Here is a 16981-nt window from a genome sequence, read left to right on the forward strand (position 1 = left end):
CAGGGCTAGGGCCGCAGAAAGTTATTAGAGAGGACGAAGAACCTTGACTACCTTCGACGGCGATATGCCCTCGGGTGAAGCGGTCGACCTGCAAACAGTCGAGGCTGACGTCAACCCCGACGCGGTGGCTGACGACGTAGGTGCAACCGAGCCCGACGTGGCTGAGCAGGTTGCCGGTGAGCCTGTTGCCGGTGAGCCGGGTTCTGCCGAGCCGGGTGCGACCGAAGCGGAGGCCGGTGAGCCGGCCGAGGAGCTCGACCCTGCCGAAGCGCTCAAGGCGGAGCTGCGCAGCAAGCCGGGCCAGTGGTATGTCATCCACTCCTACGCGGGCTACGAAAACAAGGTGAAAGCCAACCTCGAGACCCGCGTGCAAAACCTCGACGTCGGCGACTACATCTTCCAGGTGGAGGTGCCCACCGAAGAGGTCACCGAGATCAAGAACGGCCAGCGCAAGCAGGTCAACCGCAAGGTGTTGCCGGGCTACATCCTGGTGCGCATGGATTTGACCGACGACTCGTGGTCCGCGGTGCGCAACACGCCGGGTGTGACCGGGTTCGTCGGCGCGACGTCGCGTCCGTCGCCGCTGTCGCTCGACGACGTCGTGAAATTCCTGCTGCCGCAGAAGGCCGCGAAGAAGCCGGCCAAGGGCGCCGCCGGCGCCCCCGCCGCGGCCAGCGAGGGCGGGCTGGAGCGCCCGGTCATCGAGGTGGACTACGAGGTCGGCGAGTCCGTCACCGTCATGGACGGGCCGTTCGCCACGCTGCCCGCCACGATCAGCGAGGTCAACGCCGAACAGCAGAAACTCAAGGTGCTGGTGTCCATCTTCGGCCGCGAGACACCAGTGGAACTGACCTTTACCCAGGTCTCCAAGCTCTAGAACCCGGAAGGAACACATGGCCCCGAAGAAGAAGGTCGTCGGGCTGATCAAGCTGCAGATCGAGGCGGGGCAGGCCAACCCTGCGCCGCCGGTTGGCCCTGCGCTCGGCCAGCACGGCGTCAACATCATGGAGTTCTGCAAGGCCTACAACGCTGCCACGGAAAACCAGCGCGGCAACGTGATCCCGGTGGAGATCACCGTCTACGAGGACCGCAGCTTCACGTTTGCGCTCAAGACGCCGCCGGCTGCCAAGCTGTTGCTCAAGGCCGCAGGCGTGCAGAAAGGCTCCGCCGAGCCGCATCGGAACAAGGTGGCCAAGGTCAGCTGGGACCAGGTGCGCGAGATCGCCGAGACCAAGAAGGCCGATCTCAACGCCAACGACATCGACGCGGCCGCCAAGATCATCGCCGGCACCGCAAGGTCGATGGGTATCACCGTCGAATAGTCACCCAAGCCGTGGGAGGGCCAGCTTCGGCCCGCATCGTCACCACAACCATTGATCGGATGGATATCGAATGAGCAAGAAAAGCAAGGCATATCGCGCGGCCGCCGAGAAGGTGGACCGCACCCGGGTCTACACCCCGCTGGAAGCGGCCAAGCTGGCCAAGGAAACGTCGTCGAAGAACCAGGACGCGACGGTCGAGGTGGCCATCCGGCTTGGGGTGGACCCCCGCAAGGCCGACCAGATGGTCCGTGGCACGGTCAACCTGCCGCACGGCACCGGTAAGACCGCGCGCGTCGCGGTGTTCGCCGTGGGGGAGAAGGCGGCCGAGGCCGAGGCGGCCGGCGCCGACGTGGTCGGCAGCGACGACCTGATCGAGAAAATCCAAGGCGGGTTCTTGGACTTCGACGCCGCGATCGCCACACCCGACCAGATGGCCAAAGTTGGGCGTATCGCTCGGATCCTGGGTCCGCGCGGCCTGATGCCGAACCCGAAGACCGGCACGGTCACCAACGACGTCGCCAAGGCCGTCTCCGACATCAAGGGCGGCAAGATCAACTTCCGGGTCGACAAGCAGGCCAACCTGCACCTGATCATCGGCAAGGCCTCGTTCGACGAGAAGCGGCTGGCGGAGAACTACGGCGCAGCGATCGACGAGGTGTTGCGGGCCAAGCCGTCGACGTCGAAGGGCCGCTACCTGAAGAAGGTCACCATGTCGACGACCACCGGCCCGGGCATTCCGGTCGACCCGACCGTCACCCGCAACTTCGCGGAGGTGTAGTTTCTCGAGCGCGAGCAGACGCAAAAGTCCCTTCATCCTCGGCGTGTCGGGGGCTTTTGCGTCTGGTGGGCACAGAAAAACTAGCCGCCGCATTCGGCGATGCGCCGGCGCAGGAACTCGCGACTCGCTTCGGAGCCGTTGGCGTCCAAGGCTTTTCGATACCAAGTGAGCGCTTCGCCAAGCCGGCCCGCGCGGCGCAGCAGATCGGCGCGGATCGACGGCACCATCCGGGCCACTCGCGGATCGCCGGCCACCTCTTCCAGCGCGGCCAGACCAGCGTCCGGCCCGTCCCGCAGCCCCACCGCCAGGGCGCGGTTCGCCCGCACCACCGGCGAGTTCGTCACCTGCAGCAGCCAGTCGTAAGCCGCGCAGATGGCCCGCCAGTCGGTGTCTTCCCACGACGGGGCGGTCGCGTGCAGGGACGCAATCACCGCCTGGGGCAGATACGGCCCGGTCGATCCTTCGGCCAGGCGCAGCCGGTCCAGGCCGCGGGCGATCCGCGCCCGATCCCACCGGCTGCGGTCCTGCTCCTCCAATGGCACCAACGCGCCGCTAGCATCCACTCGGGTCGACCGCCGCGAATCATGAAGTAGGACGAGCGCGGCCAACGCATGCGCGTCACGCTCGGCAGGCATCAGCGCGCACAGCTCGCCTGCCAGCCGCACACCCTCGTCGCAGAGTTCGTCTCGTATCGCCGAGGGCCCCGCGGTCGACCAGTACCCTTCGGTGAAAACGGAGTAGATGCAGCTGAGCACATGCGGGGTCCGCTCGGGCAGCAACTCCGCCGGCGGCACCCGCAGCGGGATGTTGGCATGCCGAATCTTGTTCTTGGCGCGGGTGATTCGCTGAGCGACCGCGGCCTCGGTCTGCAGCAGCGCGCGGGCGATCTCGGCGACGGTCAGCCCGGACACCAGCCGCAGCGTCAGTGCCAGCTGCGACGCCCGGTCCAGCGCCGGATGCGCGCAGGTGAACATCATGCGCAGCTCGTCGTCACGCACCGGATGCGGATCGGTGTGCTCGGTGCGGGCCCGGATCTCGTCGACCACCGCTGCCAATTCCTTTCCGGGGCGCACCGATTCGCGGCGCAGCCGGTCGCGGGCGCGGTTGCGGGCAACCGTCACCAGCCAACCGCCGGGATGCTCGGGAACACCGTCGCGCGGCCACGCCCGCAGCGCCTCGGCGCAGGCTTCCTGGACAGCGTCTTCGGCAACGGTGAGATCGCCGGACCAGCGGGCGAGCGTGGCCACGGCCGGACCCCATTCGCGCCGAAAGACGCTGTCCAGGTCAGCCATTCGCGTGGCTAAAGGCCAGAGACTCCGGCAAGCTGGCGCAACTCGACCGTCGTCGCAGGGATCTGTGACGCGAGCTTGACGGCCTCGTCACGGTCGGCGGCGGACAGCAGGTAGAAACCGGTGGCGATCTCGGCGCTTTCCGGGTACGGCCCGTCGGTCAACAGCACCTCGCCATCTCGGACACGCACCGTCGTCGCGGTCGCCGGCTCATGCAGCGCCGCGCCGCCGACGATGTGATCCCCAGCGGCAGTGGCGAATTCACCGTGCCGCGCCGCTTCCGCCTGCCACTCAGGTGTGCCGGGGACGTTGGCAGATGCGGGTGGCTCCAGCAGCAGCGCCAGCCACTGCGCACCGCTGGCGCGTGACCACTCGGGATCGAAAGTATGGTAGGTCGGTCGAACCTCGACCGCGCCGTACTGGGCGACGGGGACGTCGCGCGCGAACGCCAGAGCGTCGTCAAGGTTTTCGGCCTCGAACACGTAGTAGCCGCAGGCCACCTCTGCGGACTCGGCGAACGGGCCGTCGGTGACCACCGGCGCGTCCGGGCCACCCGTGATCTGGGCGCCCGTCGCTTGCGGCAAGAGCGCATCGCCGGCCCGGATTGCTGACCCGACTTTGGCGTGGAAGCTCTCGAATGCCGCCATCACCGAGCCCCGCTCGTCGGGCGTGAGGTAGTCCTCCTGGCTGATCAACAGGGCAAAGTACTGCATGTGTCGTCACCTCCGGTAGTGAGCGGAACCCGCTGTTCCACTCTCTACCTCTCCGACGAACGGCGCAGTCCTAATCCGACAGCAGCGCGGAGAAAGTTACGCCGCCGCTCCGGGCTTGAGGTAGGTGACCAGGCTGCAGTCGAGGCACTCGTCGGCGAAGTAGTCCCGGCAGCCGCGCAGGTATTTCATGTACCGGTTGTAGACCTCTTCGGAGGTGATCTCGATGGCCTTGTCCTTGTTGGCTTCGAGCGAATCGCTCCAGATGGTGAGTGTCTTGACGTAGTGCGACCGTAGCGAAAGCGGCTCGGGCACAATAAAACCGGCCTTCTCGCCATGCTCGACCATCATCTCGGTAGTCGGGATGCGGCCGCCCGGGAATATCTCGGTGATGATGAACTTGACGAACCGCGCGACTTCGAAGGTCAGCTTCTTTCCGCGCTCGGCCAGGTTGTAGGGGTGATACCCGACGCTGCTCTGGATCGTCATCCGCCCGTCGTCGGGCAGGATGTTGAAGCACCGCTTGAAGTAGTCGTCGTAGTTCTCGAAACCGAAGTGCTCGAAGGCCTCGATGGAGACGATCCGGTCAACGGGCTCGTCGAAGTCTTCCCACCCCTGCAGCAACACGCGGTGTGAGCGGTTGGTGTCGACCTCGCCCAAAACCCGCAGCGAGCGGTCGCGCTGGTTCTTCGACAGGGTCAGTCCGACGACGTTGACGTCGTACTTTTCGATGGCCCGCTTCATCGTGGTGCCCCAGCCGCAGCCGACGTCGAGCAGCGTCATCCCCGGCTTGAGGTCCAGCTTGTCCAGGTTCAGGTCGACCTTGGCGATCTGGGCTTCTTCGAGCGTCATGTCGTCGCGCTCGAAATAGGCGCAGCTGTATGTCCGGGTCGCGTCCTGGAACAGGCCGAAGAAGTCGTCGGAGAGGTCGTAGTGGGCTTGGATGTCTTCGGGGCGCGTCCGCGTCTTCGTCGTGCCAGTCGGCTGGTCAGACATGGTCGTCTTGTTCTCCTGGTCGATGTTCAGTGGCTGGTGCACGCACGAAACGTCGGGCAGTGACGTGCAACCCTACCCGACGCCTACGTTGCCGCCCTGAAACTCGGTATGCCGTGAATCACTTTTCCAATGTGAATTGGTTGACGTCGATGTAGCCGGTACGGAATCCCTTCGCGCAGCCGGTCAGATACTTCATGTAGCGCTCGTAGACCTCTTCGGACTGAATCGCAATGGCCTCGTCCTTGTGCGACTCCAGGGCTGCGGCCCAGTGCTCGAGGGTCTTGATGTAGTGCGGCTGCAGCGACTGGCGACGTGTCAGCGTGAAACCGGCGTTAGCCGAGCGCTCCTCGACCATTTCGATCGAGGGCAGCCGGCCGCCCGGAAAGATCTCCGTGACAATGAATTTGATGAAGCGGGCCATCTCGAAAGTCAGCGGGATGCCGCGCTCGACGCACTGCGGTCCGGTCAGCCCGGTGATGGTGTGCAGCAGCATCACGCCGTCGTCGGGCAGCACCTCATGGGCCATCTTGAAGAAGTCGTCGTAGCGGTCGTGCCCGAAGTGCTCGAACGCGCCGATCGACACGATCCGGTCGACGGGCTCGTCGAACTGCTCCCAGCCCTGCAGCAGCACCCGCCGGGAGCGGGGTGTGTCCATGTCGTCGAACGTCTTCTGCACGTGGGTGGCCTGGTTCTTGCTCAGCGTCAGGCCGATGACGTTGACGTCGTACTTCTCGATGGCCCGGCGCATCGTGGCGCCCCAGCCGCAGCCGACGTCCAGCAGCGTCATACCCGGCTGCAGACCGAGCTTGCCCAGCGCTAGGTCGATCTTGGCGATCTGGGCTTCCTCCAGCGTCATGTCGTCGCGCTCGAAGTACGCGCAGCTGTAGGTGCGGGTTGGGTCGAGGAACAGCGCGAAGAACTCGTCGGACAGGTCGTAGTGGGCCTGCACGTCCTCGAAGTGCGGGGTCAGCTTGTCTGCCATCCGAGGCATGCTAACTGACCTGGGCGGCCCTGGCGAAATTGCTCTTGAGCTCGCCTATCACCCGATCCCACAGCTGTTCGGGCAGCTCATGACCCATGCCGTCGAACAACACCAGGCGGGCCCCGCGGATGGCGCGAGCCACCGCCCGCCCGCCCGAGGGCCGCATCAGCTTGTCGGCCTTGCCATGGATGACGACCGTTGGCGCGCTGATCCGCCGGTCGTAGCGGACCAGGCTGCCGCTGGCCAGCACCGCCCCGAAGTGCCGCGGTACACCCCACGGGTAAAAGCTGCGTTCGTAGCCCTCGATCGCCTCGGCGCGGATGCGCTCCTCGGGCGCCGGGTAAGCCGGGCTACCGATGATGCGGGTGACGCGCACCGCGTTGGCGACGATCACCTCCCGCGGCGAGCTGGGTGGCGGCGCCTTGAGCACCGCCATCAAGGCGCGCGGCGCCGGCGGCGGCAGGAAGCGCCGGTTGTTGCTGGAGAAGATCACCGCCAGCGACCGCGTGCGCTCTGGAAAGCGCGCTGCGAAAATCTGCGCGATCATCCCGCCCATCGAGGCACCGACGATGTGGGCTCGCTGGATACCGAGGTGGTCGAGCACCGCGGCGGCGTCGTCGGACATGTCTTCCAGCGTGTAGACCGACTTGGCGGGCAGACCCAGCCAGAACTTGATCATCCGAACGGTCCGGGATCCTCCGGCCTTTTGCCGATCGAATTTGGTGGACAGGCCAACGTCGCGGTTGTCGTAACGGATGACCCGAAACCCGTCGGCTACCAGCTTCTCGCAGAACGCCTTGCGCCACAGCAGCAGTTGCGCGCCCAGCCCCATGATCAGCAGCACGGCCGGGTCGTCGGGGTGACCCATGTCCTCGTAATAGATGTCGAGATCGCCGGAGCGGGCGATGCCAGACCGCGCGGCTGCTTCGGCCAGGGGCTCATCCGCCATGCGCGACACCGGTGCTGTCGGGGTCGTATTCGCGGCTGACCTCGACCATGAAGTTGGCGAAGTAGCCGGTGAGCTGCGGGTCCGACATCATCTGCCACTTTGGGGCCAGCAGCTTCATGTACCGCTCGACGTAGAGGAACTGCTTGCCGATCAGCACCAGCTCGCGGGGCAGCTTGACGTCGTAGGCGTCGGCCAGCGCCGAGAGCTGGCGGCCGATGTCGGCGTAGGACATCTCGCCCAGCGTTTGCATGGTCAGCGGGGTGGAGAACTTTTCCAGGTCCTTGGCGGCCTGCGCCTCGGGCTTGACGGTGCCGACGGCGCCCATGAGCACGACGATCTTGCCGGCGGCGGCATGGTCCTTTTTGACCAGCAGCGCATAGACCAACTCTCGCAGCAGCCAGCGGGTGCGCGGCTCGATGCGGCCCATGATCCCGAAGTCGAAGAACACGATGCGGCCCTGCTCGTCGACGTAGAGGTTGCCGGCGTGCAGGTCGCCGTGGAACAGGCCGTGTCGCAGTCCGCCCTCGAACAGGCTGAACAGCAGCGCCTTGACCAGCTCGGTGCCGTCGAACCCGGCTTTGCGGATAGCCGCGGCGTCGTCGATGCGGATGCCCTGCACCCGCTCCATGGTCAGCACCCGCTCGGTGGTGTAGTTCCAATAGACGGTCGGAACCCGGATGTTCTTGCCGAGCGGCGAGGTATGCAGATGCGACACCCACGCCTCCATCGACTGTGCTTCCAGCCGGAAGTCCAGTTCCTCGGCGAGGTTGTCGGCAAAGTCGGCGACGACGTCCTGGGCGGATAGCCGCCGGCCCAGCTTGGCCAGCTCGACGAGCTGCGCGAAGCGTTTCAGGATCTGCAGATCGGCGGCTACCCGCCGGCGGATGCCCGGGCGCTGGATCTTGACGACGACGTCTTCGCCGGTGTGCAACTTGGCGTAGTGCACCTGCGCGATTGACGCAGAGGCGAAAGGCTCCTCATCGAACTCGGCGAACAACTCCGACGGCTCGGCGCCGAGGTCCTCCTTGAACAGCTTGTGTATTTCGGCGGGTTTCGCGGGTGGCACCGCGTCGAGCAGGCTGCGGAATTCGCGGGACAGCGATTCCCCGAATGCGCCCGGGCTCGACGCGATGATCTGCCCGAATTTGACGTAGGTGGGCCCCAGGTCGGCGAAGGTCTGCGGCATCTGCTTGATGACCTTCTGCTGCCAGCTACCACGGCCCGGCAGTTTGGTGACGACGCGGGCCGCGGTCCGGGTGGCCTGCCACCCCGTCGCGCCGATGCGGGCCGCCTCGACCGGCAAGGGCACCCGATCAAGCTTGGCTACCTCGCGGTGGTTGGTGGTCATTCCAGCAAGTGTGCCAAAGGGTCGCTGTCAACTCCCAATCGGCGTGAGGCCGCTCACGTCGCGCCGCGGGGCCGCTCACGTCGCGTCGCGTGGCCGCCACGGAGTCAGCCAGGCCTGCGGTTCCCAGTTCTCACGGGCGGCGATCAGCTCGTACATCGTTGCGCCGTCGATGCTTTCCCGGATGATGTCGGCGTGCCCCGCGTGGCGGGCCAATTCGTTGATCACATGCAGGATCACCCAGCGCACCGACCAGGCGCCGATGTTCTTCGGAAACCACGGAATGTCTTCCGGCACGGGCACCGCCGCGTCGAGGGCGGCGGTTTCCGCCAGGTGCAGCGTCTTAGCGTTCTGCTCCTCGAAGGCGCTCAGCAGCCCGGCGAGCGTCTCGCTGGGGTGCATCACGTGCTGGTCGGCGAACTCCTTGGCGATTTCCTCGAACGGGCGGGTGTCCTTCGGCGGGGCTTCGGGCGCGGCGGCGACTCGCGCCATCCACGTCCGCTGCATGCCGGTGGCATGTTTGATCAACCCGCCGATCGACAGCGCGCTGACCGTTGGCGTGGAGCGGGCCTGTTCGTCGGTCAGACCGTAGGACACCGCAAAGTACGCACTCTGGTGATAGGCAAGGTATTCCCGTAGCGCCTGGCGTTCGTCGGCGACGGGTGGGGCGAGGGCAGGCATGGTGAGCTAGACAGTAATGCCCAGCCGATCGGTCAGCACGAGAAAAGCCGCCGCGAAGTCGTTGTCGGCGGTGTCTGCGCGCACCTTGTCCCAGTCCACTTGCTCGCGCACGGCTCGCGCGGCGGGCAGCAACGTCGCAAAGTCGCAGCGGTGCTCATTCAACGAGCACAGCTTCTCGGTCATCACCTGGGTCGGTGACAGCACCGGCATGCGGATCGCCAAGACCTCGTAGCTCTTTGCGGACTTGATCATCGCGTCGTCGACCGGGACCCCGTTGATCCGGTGCAGCACGTCCACGACCACGTCGTCGAGGCAGGCCTTGAACAGCCAGTCCTCCGGCGTGCGGTCGATGCTGAACCCGGCGGTGGCCAAGGTGATGGCCGCGGCGTCGGCGTCGGACTCCGCGACGGCGAAGTCGACGTCGTGCACCGGTTCCGGGCCGCCGAACACCCACAGCGCATAGCTGCCCGCGAGCGCGAACTCCGGGCCATGCGCCTTGAGCGCCGACGCGGCGCGTCGCAACGCCTCACGAAAGTCGTCACTGCGCGCTTCCGCCGCAGTCTCGGATGATCCGGTGCTCGTCATGGTGGGTAGGTAGTACCCATGCGGCTGGCGACCTTCAACATCCTGCACGGACGCAACCTCGACGACGGCGAGGTGGACCTGGACCGGCTCGCCGACTGCGTGAGGCGGCTGGACGCCGATGTGCTGGCGTTGCAGGAGGTCGACTGCGAGCAGCCGCGCTCGGCGATGGCCGACCTGACCGCGGTCGCGGTGGAGGCGATGGGCGCGGTCAGCCACCGGTTCGTCGCCGCGATCTCGGGCACCCCGGGCGCGACGTGGATGGCCGCGACCGGCGACGAGCAGCCCGGTACTGCCGCGTACGGCATCGCGCTGCTGTCGCGATTCCCGGCGACGACCTGGCAGGTGCTGCGGCTGCCGCAAATCCCGGCGAAGTTCCCGATGTATCTGCCCGGGCCCGGGCGGGTGCAGATCGTCGACGAAGAACCCCGCGCCGCGGTGATCGCGCGCTTGGACACCGACGTGGGCCCGCTGACCGTGGCCAATACCCACCTGTCGTTCGTCCCCGGCTGGAACCGGGTCCAGCTGCGCCGGCTGACCCGCGATCTGCGCGGCTTTCCCGGCCCGCGAGTGCTGATGGGCGACCTCAACATGACCCCGCCGTCGCCGCAGCGTTGGTCACGACTGCGGCCGCTGGCAACAGCGCCGACGTTTCCCGCCGACGCACCCGAACGTCAGCTCGACCACATCCTCACCGACGACCGGATGTTGACCGCCGACGATGTGTCGACGGCCAAGCTGACGATTTCCGATCACCGCCCGCTGGTCGTCGACGTCTCGCGCCGCTGAGTTCTGGTCGTAAAGTGCGGGAATGCAGGTGCTTTCCGCAGAGTCCACCGAGCTGTTCGTCGGGCCGCCCGACGCGCCGCTGCAGGTGGTGCGGGCGACCTACGGCGGGTGCAGCGAGCCGACACCGATCCGCGTCGATGGCCACGGCCTGGCCGGGGAGGCAGTCGCGGCGGCCGGTGACGGTGTGGTGGAAATCCCGGTCGCAGTGGCAGAGCCGATTGTTGGCGCTTTGCATGGTGCGCGGGTATGGGCCGCCGATTCGGCGGTGGAGTTCACCTTCACCGTGGCCGAACCCGGCTGGACGATGTTCATGATCAGCCACTTCCACTACGACCCGGTGTGGTGGAACACGCAGGGCGCCTACACCAGCGTGTGGTGCGAAGACCCGCCCGGACGCTGCCGGCAGACCAACGGCTTCGAGCTCGTCCACGCGCATCTGGAGATGGCCCGCCGCGACCCTGACTACAAGTTCGTGCTCGCTGAAGTCGACTACCTCAAGCCGTACTGGGACAGCCATCCCGAGGACCGCGCCGATCTGCGGCGGTTCATTGCAGACGGCCGGGTGGAGATCATGGGCGGCACCTACAACGAGCCAAACACCAACCTCACCAGTCCCGAGACGACGATCCGAAACTTCGTGAACGGCCGTGGTTTTCAATGCGACGTGCTGGGCGCCGAGCCGGCTACGGCTTGGCAGCTCGATGCGTTCGGCCACGACCCGCAGTTTCCCGGCATGGCCGCCGACGCCGGTCTGACGTCGAGTTCGTGGGCCCGCGGGCCACACCATCAGTGGGGGCCGATGCACAGCGACACAGGGCTTTCCGGCATGCAGTTCTGCAGCGAGTTCGAGTGGATCGCGCCGTCGGGGCGCGGGCTGCTCACCCACTACATGCCCGCGCATTATTCGGCCGGCTGGTGGATGGACGAGTCGACGTCGCTAGCCGAGGCAGAGCAGGCCACCTACCGACTGTTCGAGGAGCTCAAACAGGTCGCGCTGACCCGCAACGTGTTGCTGCCGGTCGGCACCGACTACACGCCACCGAACAAGTGGGTCACCGCGATTCACCGCGACTGGGCGGCCCGTTACACCTGGCCGCGGTTCGCGTGCGCGCTGCCGCGCGAGTTTTTCGCCGCAGTGCGGGGCGAACTGGACGCTCGCCGGCTGGCGGCGTCGCCGCAAACGCGTGACATGAACCCGATCTATACCGGCAAGGACGTGTCGTTTATCGACACCAAACAGGCCAACCGGGCTGCCGAAACCGCGGTTCTGGACGCGGAAAAGTTCGCGGTGTTCGCTGCGCTGCTGACCGGCGCGCGGTATCCGCAGGCGGCGTTGGCCAAGGCGTGGGTGCAGCTGGCCTACGGCGCCCACCACGACGCCATCACCGGCTCGGAATCTGACCAGGTCTACCTCGACCTGCTCACCGGCTGGCGCGAGGCGTGGGAACTGGGCCGCACAGTGCGGGATCGGTCGCTAGCGCTATTGTCCCGTGCGGTTGACGGTGATCTCGTGGTGTGGAACTCGTTGTCGCACAAGCGAACTGATGTGGTTACCGTCCGCCTCGACGGGCCGGCGCGAATTGTTGACGCGGCCGGTGTTGCGCTGCCCGCGGTCGTCGAGCACGACGGACGCTCGGTGACGTTTCTGGCGCACGACGTGCCGTCGCAGGGGTGGCGGGCCTATCGGGTGGTGCCCGGTAAGCCACCGGCCTGGGAGCCGTTGTCGGGCAACGTGATTGGCAACGAGCACTACCGGCTGACCGTCGACCCGGCCCGCGGTGGTGGGGTGTCCTCCTGGATTCACGACGGTCACGAGCTGATCGGCGCCGGCCGGGTCGGCAACGAGCTGGCCCTGTACGAGGAGTACCCGGCGCATCCGACCGGCGGCGAAGGGCCGTGGCACCTGCTCCCTAGAGGCCCGGTCGTGTGCTCGTCGGAAACAGCTGCGGAGGTGCGTGCCTACAGGTGCCCGGTCGGCCAGCGGCTCGTCATACGCGGCCGCATCGGCACGCTGCTGCACTACACCCAGACGCTGACCCTGTGGCGCGGGATCGCTCGGGTGGACTGCCGGACCAGCGTTGACGAGTTCACCGGGGCTGATCGGTTGGCGCGCCTGCGCTGGCCATGCCCGGTTGCGGGCGCGATGCCAGTCAGCGAGGTCGGCGACGCCGTCGTCGGCCGCGGCTTCGCGCTACTGCACGACGACGGGCGCTCGGTGGACACCGCGCGGCATCCGTGGACGTTGGACAACCCAGCCTACGGCTGGTTCGGGCTGTCGTCGGCGCTGCGTCTCCGGGTCGGCAACGCCGTGCGCGCGGTGTCGGTGGCCGAGGTGGTGTCGCCGTCGGAGACGGCATCGGGCCCGCTGGCGCGCGAGCTGATGGTCGCGCTGGTGCGCTCCGGGGTCACGGCCACCTGCAGCGGCGCGGACAAACCCCGCTACGGTCATCTCGGCGTCGACTCCAACCTGCCCGACACCCGCGTCGCGTTGGGCGGGCCGGACCGCAACGTGTTCACCAAGGCGGTGCTGGCCGCAGCCGACCCGTCCTACAGCGCAGAGCTTGACCGCCAGTTGGGTCAGACCGGTCGGGCCCGAGTCTGGGTGCCCGCGGCGGCGCCGTTGGTCAGAGCCTGGGTGCCCGGCGCCGACCTGCGCGATCCGCGGGCGCTGCCGGTGCTGGTGATCGCCGGCCGCGACGACTGCGATCTGGCCGCTGCGGTCACAGCGCTCGCCGACGACCTCGCCGATGCCGAGGTCGTCGTCACCCAGCAGGTGCCCGCCCAGCTGCCAGCATTCGAGGCGCGCACGATAGCGCTACTGAACCGAGGAGTACCCAGCTTCGCTGTCGAGACCGACGGCACCCTGCACACCGCGTTGATGCGGTCTTGCACCGGCTGGCCGTCGGGCATCTGGATCGACGAGCCGCGCCGCAGCGTTCCCGACGGCTCCGCCTTCCAGCTCCAGCACTGGACGCACGACTTCGACTACGCGCTGGTTGCCGACAACGGCGACTGGCGGCGCGCCGGCATCTGTGCCCGTAGCGCGGAGTTCTCCCATCCGCTGCTCGCCGTGGGCGGACAGGGCGCCGGCCGGCTGACCCCGACTGGCTCGCTGCTGCACCTGGAGCCGGCCGGCGCGGTACAGCTCGGCGCGCTCAAGGCGGCCGGCAACCCGCTCGCTCGTGGACGCGCGCAGCCCGTTGACCCCGGCACCGTCACCGTGCGGCTTGTCGAAACCGCCGGCACCGACACCGACGTCGTCCTCGGCTCGACAGTGGGCACGGTGTCCGACGTGTGTGCGGCCGACCTGCTGGAAAACCCGCAGCCGCACAGCCCCACCAGCGCCCTGCATGGCTACCAGATCGCCACTGTCACGGCCCGCCTCGACATCCCCAAGGTGCTCGACGCCGACGACGCCGCGCTGGCTCCGGAAACCGAAGCGGCACAGCCGCTTTACGCGCGATATTGGTTGCACAACCGCGGCCCGGCGCCGCTCGGTGGGCTGCCCGCCGTCGCTTACCTGCACCCGCACACGGTCGCCGCCGAGCCGGGGTCAGAGGTGGTGCTGCGGCTGACCGCCGCCAGCGACTGCACCGATGCCGCTGTGTGCGGCACCGTCACACTGCTGTGCCCGCACGGCTGGGCGGCCAGCCCGGCGCGCCTGCCGTTCACATTGCGGCCCGGCGCATACCGGGAAGCCGACGTGGTCGTGACCATGCCGCCGGGCACCGAGCCGGGCCTCTACCCGATACGCGCCCAACTCCGACTCAGCGGCGAGCAGTTGCCCCGGGCCTGGCAGCAAGTCGTCGAAGACGTCTGCACGGTCGCTGTGGATGCGTCAGCTGAGCAGCGGCTGGTCTACCTCGTCGAGGGGCCGGCCGACGCCGAGCTCACCGCCGGCGGTCGGACGCGCCTGACCGTCACTGTCGGCACGGACGCGCACGCCGATCTCGCGCTCGAGGCGCATCTGATCAGCCCGTGGGGAACGTGGGACTGGATCGGCCCGGCGGCGTGCGGTGCCGTGCTGCCTGCCCGCGGCACCGTCACCCTTGGCTTCAACGTCACCCCGCCGCTGTCGGCTGCCGCCGGAAAGTGGTGGGCCCTGATCCGGGTGGGCTGTGCCGGGCGGCTGCTGTACTCACTCGCGGTGAAAGTGAGGATCCGATGATTGCCGCGACCGTCGGCGGCGTGCCGGTCAGTGTCGACGAGGTCGACGCACGCGAAAGCGCGCTGCGTGACGGTCCGCTGGCCGGCGCGCTCCCCGCGCGCGGTACCAGCGAAGGCCGCCAGCTGCGCCGCTGGCTGACCCAGCTGATTGTCACCGAGCGGGTAGTCGCCGCCGAGGCCGACGCTCTCGGCCTGACCGCTGCGCACGCCCCGACCGAGGCGGAAGTGCTGCCGGACATGTCGGCTCGGCTGGAGATCGGCAGCATCGCCGCGGCGGCGTTGCGGGACCCGACGGCTCGCGCGCTGTTCGTGTATGTCACCGCGGCGGTGGAGGTCAGCGACGAGGAGGTCGCCGACTATCACGCCCGCAACCCGATGCGATTCGCTGTAGCACCACGCGACGGTGACGGCTGGCGCACATCGGCCTTGGTTGCCCCGCCTTTGGCGCAGGTTCGGCCCGCGATCACCGAACACCTGCGCGGCGCCGCGCGGCGCCGCGCCTTCCGGGTGTGGCTCGACGAGCGCCGAGCCGCGCTCGTTCAGCTGGCTCCGGGCTACGAGCACCCCGGCGACCCGCGCCAACCCGACAACACCCACCGGCACTGATCACATGCTCACTCTCGCCCTCGATATCGGCGGCACCACTATCGCCGCCGGACTCGTCGACCCCGTCGGTGCCCTAGTACATTCGGCCATCGTTGCGACACCGAATTCGCCACGCGCAGAAGATATTTGGACTCCGGTGGCGAAGCTGATCACCGACGCGATGACCGTGGCCGACGGTGCTGTGCGCGCGGTCGGCATAGCGTCGGCCGGCCCGATCGACGTCCCCAGCGGCACCGTCAGCCCGATCAACATCACCTGCTGGCGCGGCTTCCCGTTGCGCGATCGGGTCGCGGCCGTCGTACCCGACGTGCCCGTGCGCCTGGCCGGTGACGGACTGTGCATGGTCCTCGCTGAGCACTGCCACGGCGCCGGGCGCGGCGCACGTTTCCTCCTCGGCATCGTGGTTTCCACCGGTGTGGGCGGCGGATTGGTGCTCGACGGTAGCGGCTACCCCGGCCGCACCGGCAACGCCGGACACGTCGGCCACGTCGTCGTGGACCCGGACGGTCAGCCCTGTTCCTGCGGGGGCCGCGGCTGCGTCGAGACTCTGGCAGCCGGCCCGGCCCTGGTCCGATGGGCGCGGGCCAACGGCTGGCGTGGCTCACCGGACGCAGGCGCCAAACACCTCGCGGACGCCGCTTCCGCGGGCGATCCGGTGGCCCGGCAGGCATTCGGTCGCGGCGCTAAGGCGCTGGCGGCGATGATCGCCTCGGTCGCGGCGGTGTGCGACCTCGACCGGGTCGTCATCGGCGGGGGAGTGGCTAATGCGGGCCAGCTGCTGTTCGACCCGCTGCGCGCGGCGCTGGCCGAACACGCCGGCTTGGACTACCTCACCGGGCTGCGCGTAGTGCCCGCAGAGCTAGGCGCCGACGCCGGTCTGATCGGTGCGGCCATACTCGCCGGGCTCTGAGCGGGGATCGCCGTTTTGGCTGATGGCGGCGACCACGCTATTGTGGTGGCCGATCCACCGAAGACCGTCGGTCACCGAGGAATCGGTTGAAAGCCCGGGATATCCCGGCGGCCCACGCAGGAGGACGAGGCCACCAGGTCGGCGCACGCCGACCATTCGCGCCCCGACCGCATCCTGCGTCGGGGCGTTCGTCATTTCCGGGGCCGTCCGGTCAAAGCCGTGGACCTGCAAGGACTTTCACCTCAGGAGGTATGCATGGGCAGGGCTGAGAAGGCCACCGCCGTTGCAGACATCGCCGAGCAGTTCAAGGCCTCGACGGCGACTCTGATCACCGAATACCGCGGCCTCACGGTGGCCAACCTGGCCGAGCTGCGCCGCTCACTGGGCAGCTCGGCCACCTACTCGGTCGCCAAGAACACGCTAGTCAAGCGCGCTGCCACGGAGGCTGGCATCGAGGGCTTGGACGAGTTGTTTGTCGGCCCGACTGCCATCGCCTTCGTCAGCGGTGAGCCGGTCGATGCGGCCAAAGCCATCAAGACCTTCGCCAAAGAGCACAAGGCGCTGGTCATCAAGGGCGGCTACATGGACGGGCACCCGTTGACCGTCGCCGAGGTGGAGCGCATCGCCGACCTCGAGTCGCGTGAGGTGCTGCTCGCCAAGCTCGCGGGCGCGATGAAGGGCAACCTGGCCAAGGCGGCCGGACTGTTCAACGCGCCGGCATCGCAAGTGGCCCGGCTTGCCGCCGCACTGCAGGAAAAGAAAGAGGCCGCACCCGCACCTGCGCCCGCGGAAACTCCCGCCGCCGAAGCCCCGGCAGAGAGCCCGGAATAACCCCAAGACCCCCAGACCGCAATAAGAGATAAGGAAGGACCCCC

Annotated in this window: 16 protein-coding genes; 8 read left to right on the forward strand and 8 right to left on the reverse strand. The window is 67.8% G+C overall.

Features of this window, described 5'->3' with window-relative positions:
- Positions 1–43 precede the first annotated feature (43 nt).
- The 3 genes from nusG (at position 44) to rplA (ending at position 2100) form a co-directional block, all read left to right on the forward strand.
- A complete protein-coding gene (gene nusG, locus G6N15_RS12295) occupies positions 44–877 on the forward strand; it encodes a transcription termination/antitermination protein NusG (RefSeq protein ID WP_083088319.1) in 834 nt (277 codons plus the stop codon).
- Positions 878–893: 16 nt separating this feature from the next.
- On the forward strand, positions 894–1322 hold the full coding sequence (gene rplK, locus G6N15_RS12300) for a 50S ribosomal protein L11 (protein ID WP_083088320.1): 429 nt from the start codon (positions 894–896) through the stop codon (positions 1320–1322).
- Between the two features lie 70 nt (positions 1323–1392).
- Positions 1393–2100, forward strand: a complete 708-nt coding sequence (gene rplA / locus G6N15_RS12305) for a 50S ribosomal protein L1 (RefSeq protein WP_083088321.1) — start codon at positions 1393–1395, stop codon at positions 2098–2100.
- An 80-nt stretch (positions 2101–2180) separates the two neighbouring features.
- Here rplA and G6N15_RS12310 read toward each other — a convergent pair whose 3' ends face one another.
- The 8 genes from G6N15_RS12310 to G6N15_RS12345 form a co-directional block, all read right to left on the reverse strand.
- Entirely contained in the window at positions 2181–3392 is a 1212-nt protein-coding gene (locus G6N15_RS12310; protein WP_083088322.1) for an RNA polymerase sigma factor, read from the reverse strand.
- 8 nt (positions 3393–3400) lie between these two features.
- Entirely contained in the window at positions 3401–4102 is a 702-nt protein-coding gene (locus tag G6N15_RS12315) for a YciI family protein (RefSeq protein WP_083088323.1), read from the reverse strand.
- Between the two features lie 96 nt (positions 4103–4198).
- Positions 4199–5095: a cyclopropane mycolic acid synthase family methyltransferase gene (locus tag G6N15_RS12320; RefSeq protein WP_083088336.1), complete on the reverse strand. Its 897-nt coding sequence runs from the start codon at positions 5093–5095 to the stop codon at positions 4199–4201.
- 118 nt (positions 5096–5213) lie between these two features.
- Positions 5214–6077, reverse strand: a complete 864-nt coding sequence (gene mmaA2 / locus G6N15_RS12325; protein ID WP_083088337.1) for a cyclopropane mycolic acid synthase MmaA2 — start codon at positions 6075–6077, stop codon at positions 5214–5216.
- Between the two features lie 10 nt (positions 6078–6087).
- On the reverse strand, positions 6088–7026 hold the full coding sequence (locus G6N15_RS12330) for an alpha/beta fold hydrolase (RefSeq protein WP_083088338.1): 939 nt from the start codon (positions 7024–7026) through the stop codon (positions 6088–6090).
- On the reverse strand, positions 7016–8374 hold the full coding sequence (locus G6N15_RS12335) for an ABC1 kinase family protein (RefSeq protein WP_083088324.1): 1359 nt from the start codon (positions 8372–8374) through the stop codon (positions 7016–7018). Before G6N15_RS12335 ends, G6N15_RS12330 begins: the two co-directional genes overlap by 11 nt.
- A gap of 75 nt (positions 8375–8449) precedes the next feature.
- Positions 8450–9052, reverse strand: a complete 603-nt coding sequence (locus G6N15_RS12340; protein ID WP_083088325.1) for a DinB family protein — start codon at positions 9050–9052, stop codon at positions 8450–8452.
- A 6-nt stretch (positions 9053–9058) separates the two neighbouring features.
- Positions 9059–9637, reverse strand: coding sequence for a nucleotidyltransferase (locus G6N15_RS12345; RefSeq protein WP_083088326.1), 579 nt, complete (start codon positions 9635–9637; stop codon positions 9059–9061).
- 18 nt (positions 9638–9655) lie between these two features.
- Between G6N15_RS12345 and G6N15_RS12350 the strand changes: the two genes are divergently transcribed.
- The 5 genes from G6N15_RS12350 (at position 9656) to rplJ (ending at position 16937) form a co-directional block, all read left to right on the forward strand.
- Positions 9656–10423, forward strand: coding sequence for an endonuclease/exonuclease/phosphatase family protein (locus G6N15_RS12350; RefSeq protein ID WP_083088327.1), 768 nt, complete (start codon positions 9656–9658; stop codon positions 10421–10423).
- 22 nt (positions 10424–10445) lie between these two features.
- Complete coding sequence (locus G6N15_RS12355) at positions 10446–14591, forward strand: glycoside hydrolase family 38 N-terminal domain-containing protein (RefSeq protein WP_083088328.1); 4146 nt, start codon at positions 10446–10448, stop codon at positions 14589–14591.
- The gene (locus G6N15_RS12360; RefSeq protein ID WP_083088329.1) at positions 14588–15196 is read left to right on the forward strand and encodes a DUF7158 domain-containing protein; all 609 of its coding nucleotides are present in this window, start codon (positions 14588–14590) and stop codon (positions 15194–15196) included. Before G6N15_RS12355 ends, G6N15_RS12360 begins: the two co-directional genes overlap by 4 nt.
- A 4-nt stretch (positions 15197–15200) precedes the next feature.
- Positions 15201–16106 (forward strand): ROK family protein, encoded by a 906-nt coding sequence (locus tag G6N15_RS12365; protein WP_083088330.1) that lies wholly within the window; start codon positions 15201–15203, stop codon positions 16104–16106.
- A 255-nt stretch (positions 16107–16361) separates the two neighbouring features.
- Positions 16362–16937 (forward strand): 50S ribosomal protein L10, encoded by a 576-nt coding sequence (rplJ, locus tag G6N15_RS12370; RefSeq protein ID WP_083088339.1) that lies wholly within the window; start codon positions 16362–16364, stop codon positions 16935–16937.
- The last annotated feature ends 44 nt before the right edge of the window (positions 16938–16981 follow it).

It is taken from the genome of Mycobacterium noviomagense, assembly GCF_010731635.1.
In the GTDB taxonomy this organism is placed as follows: Bacteria; Actinomycetota; Actinomycetes; order Mycobacteriales; family Mycobacteriaceae; genus Mycobacterium; species Mycobacterium noviomagense.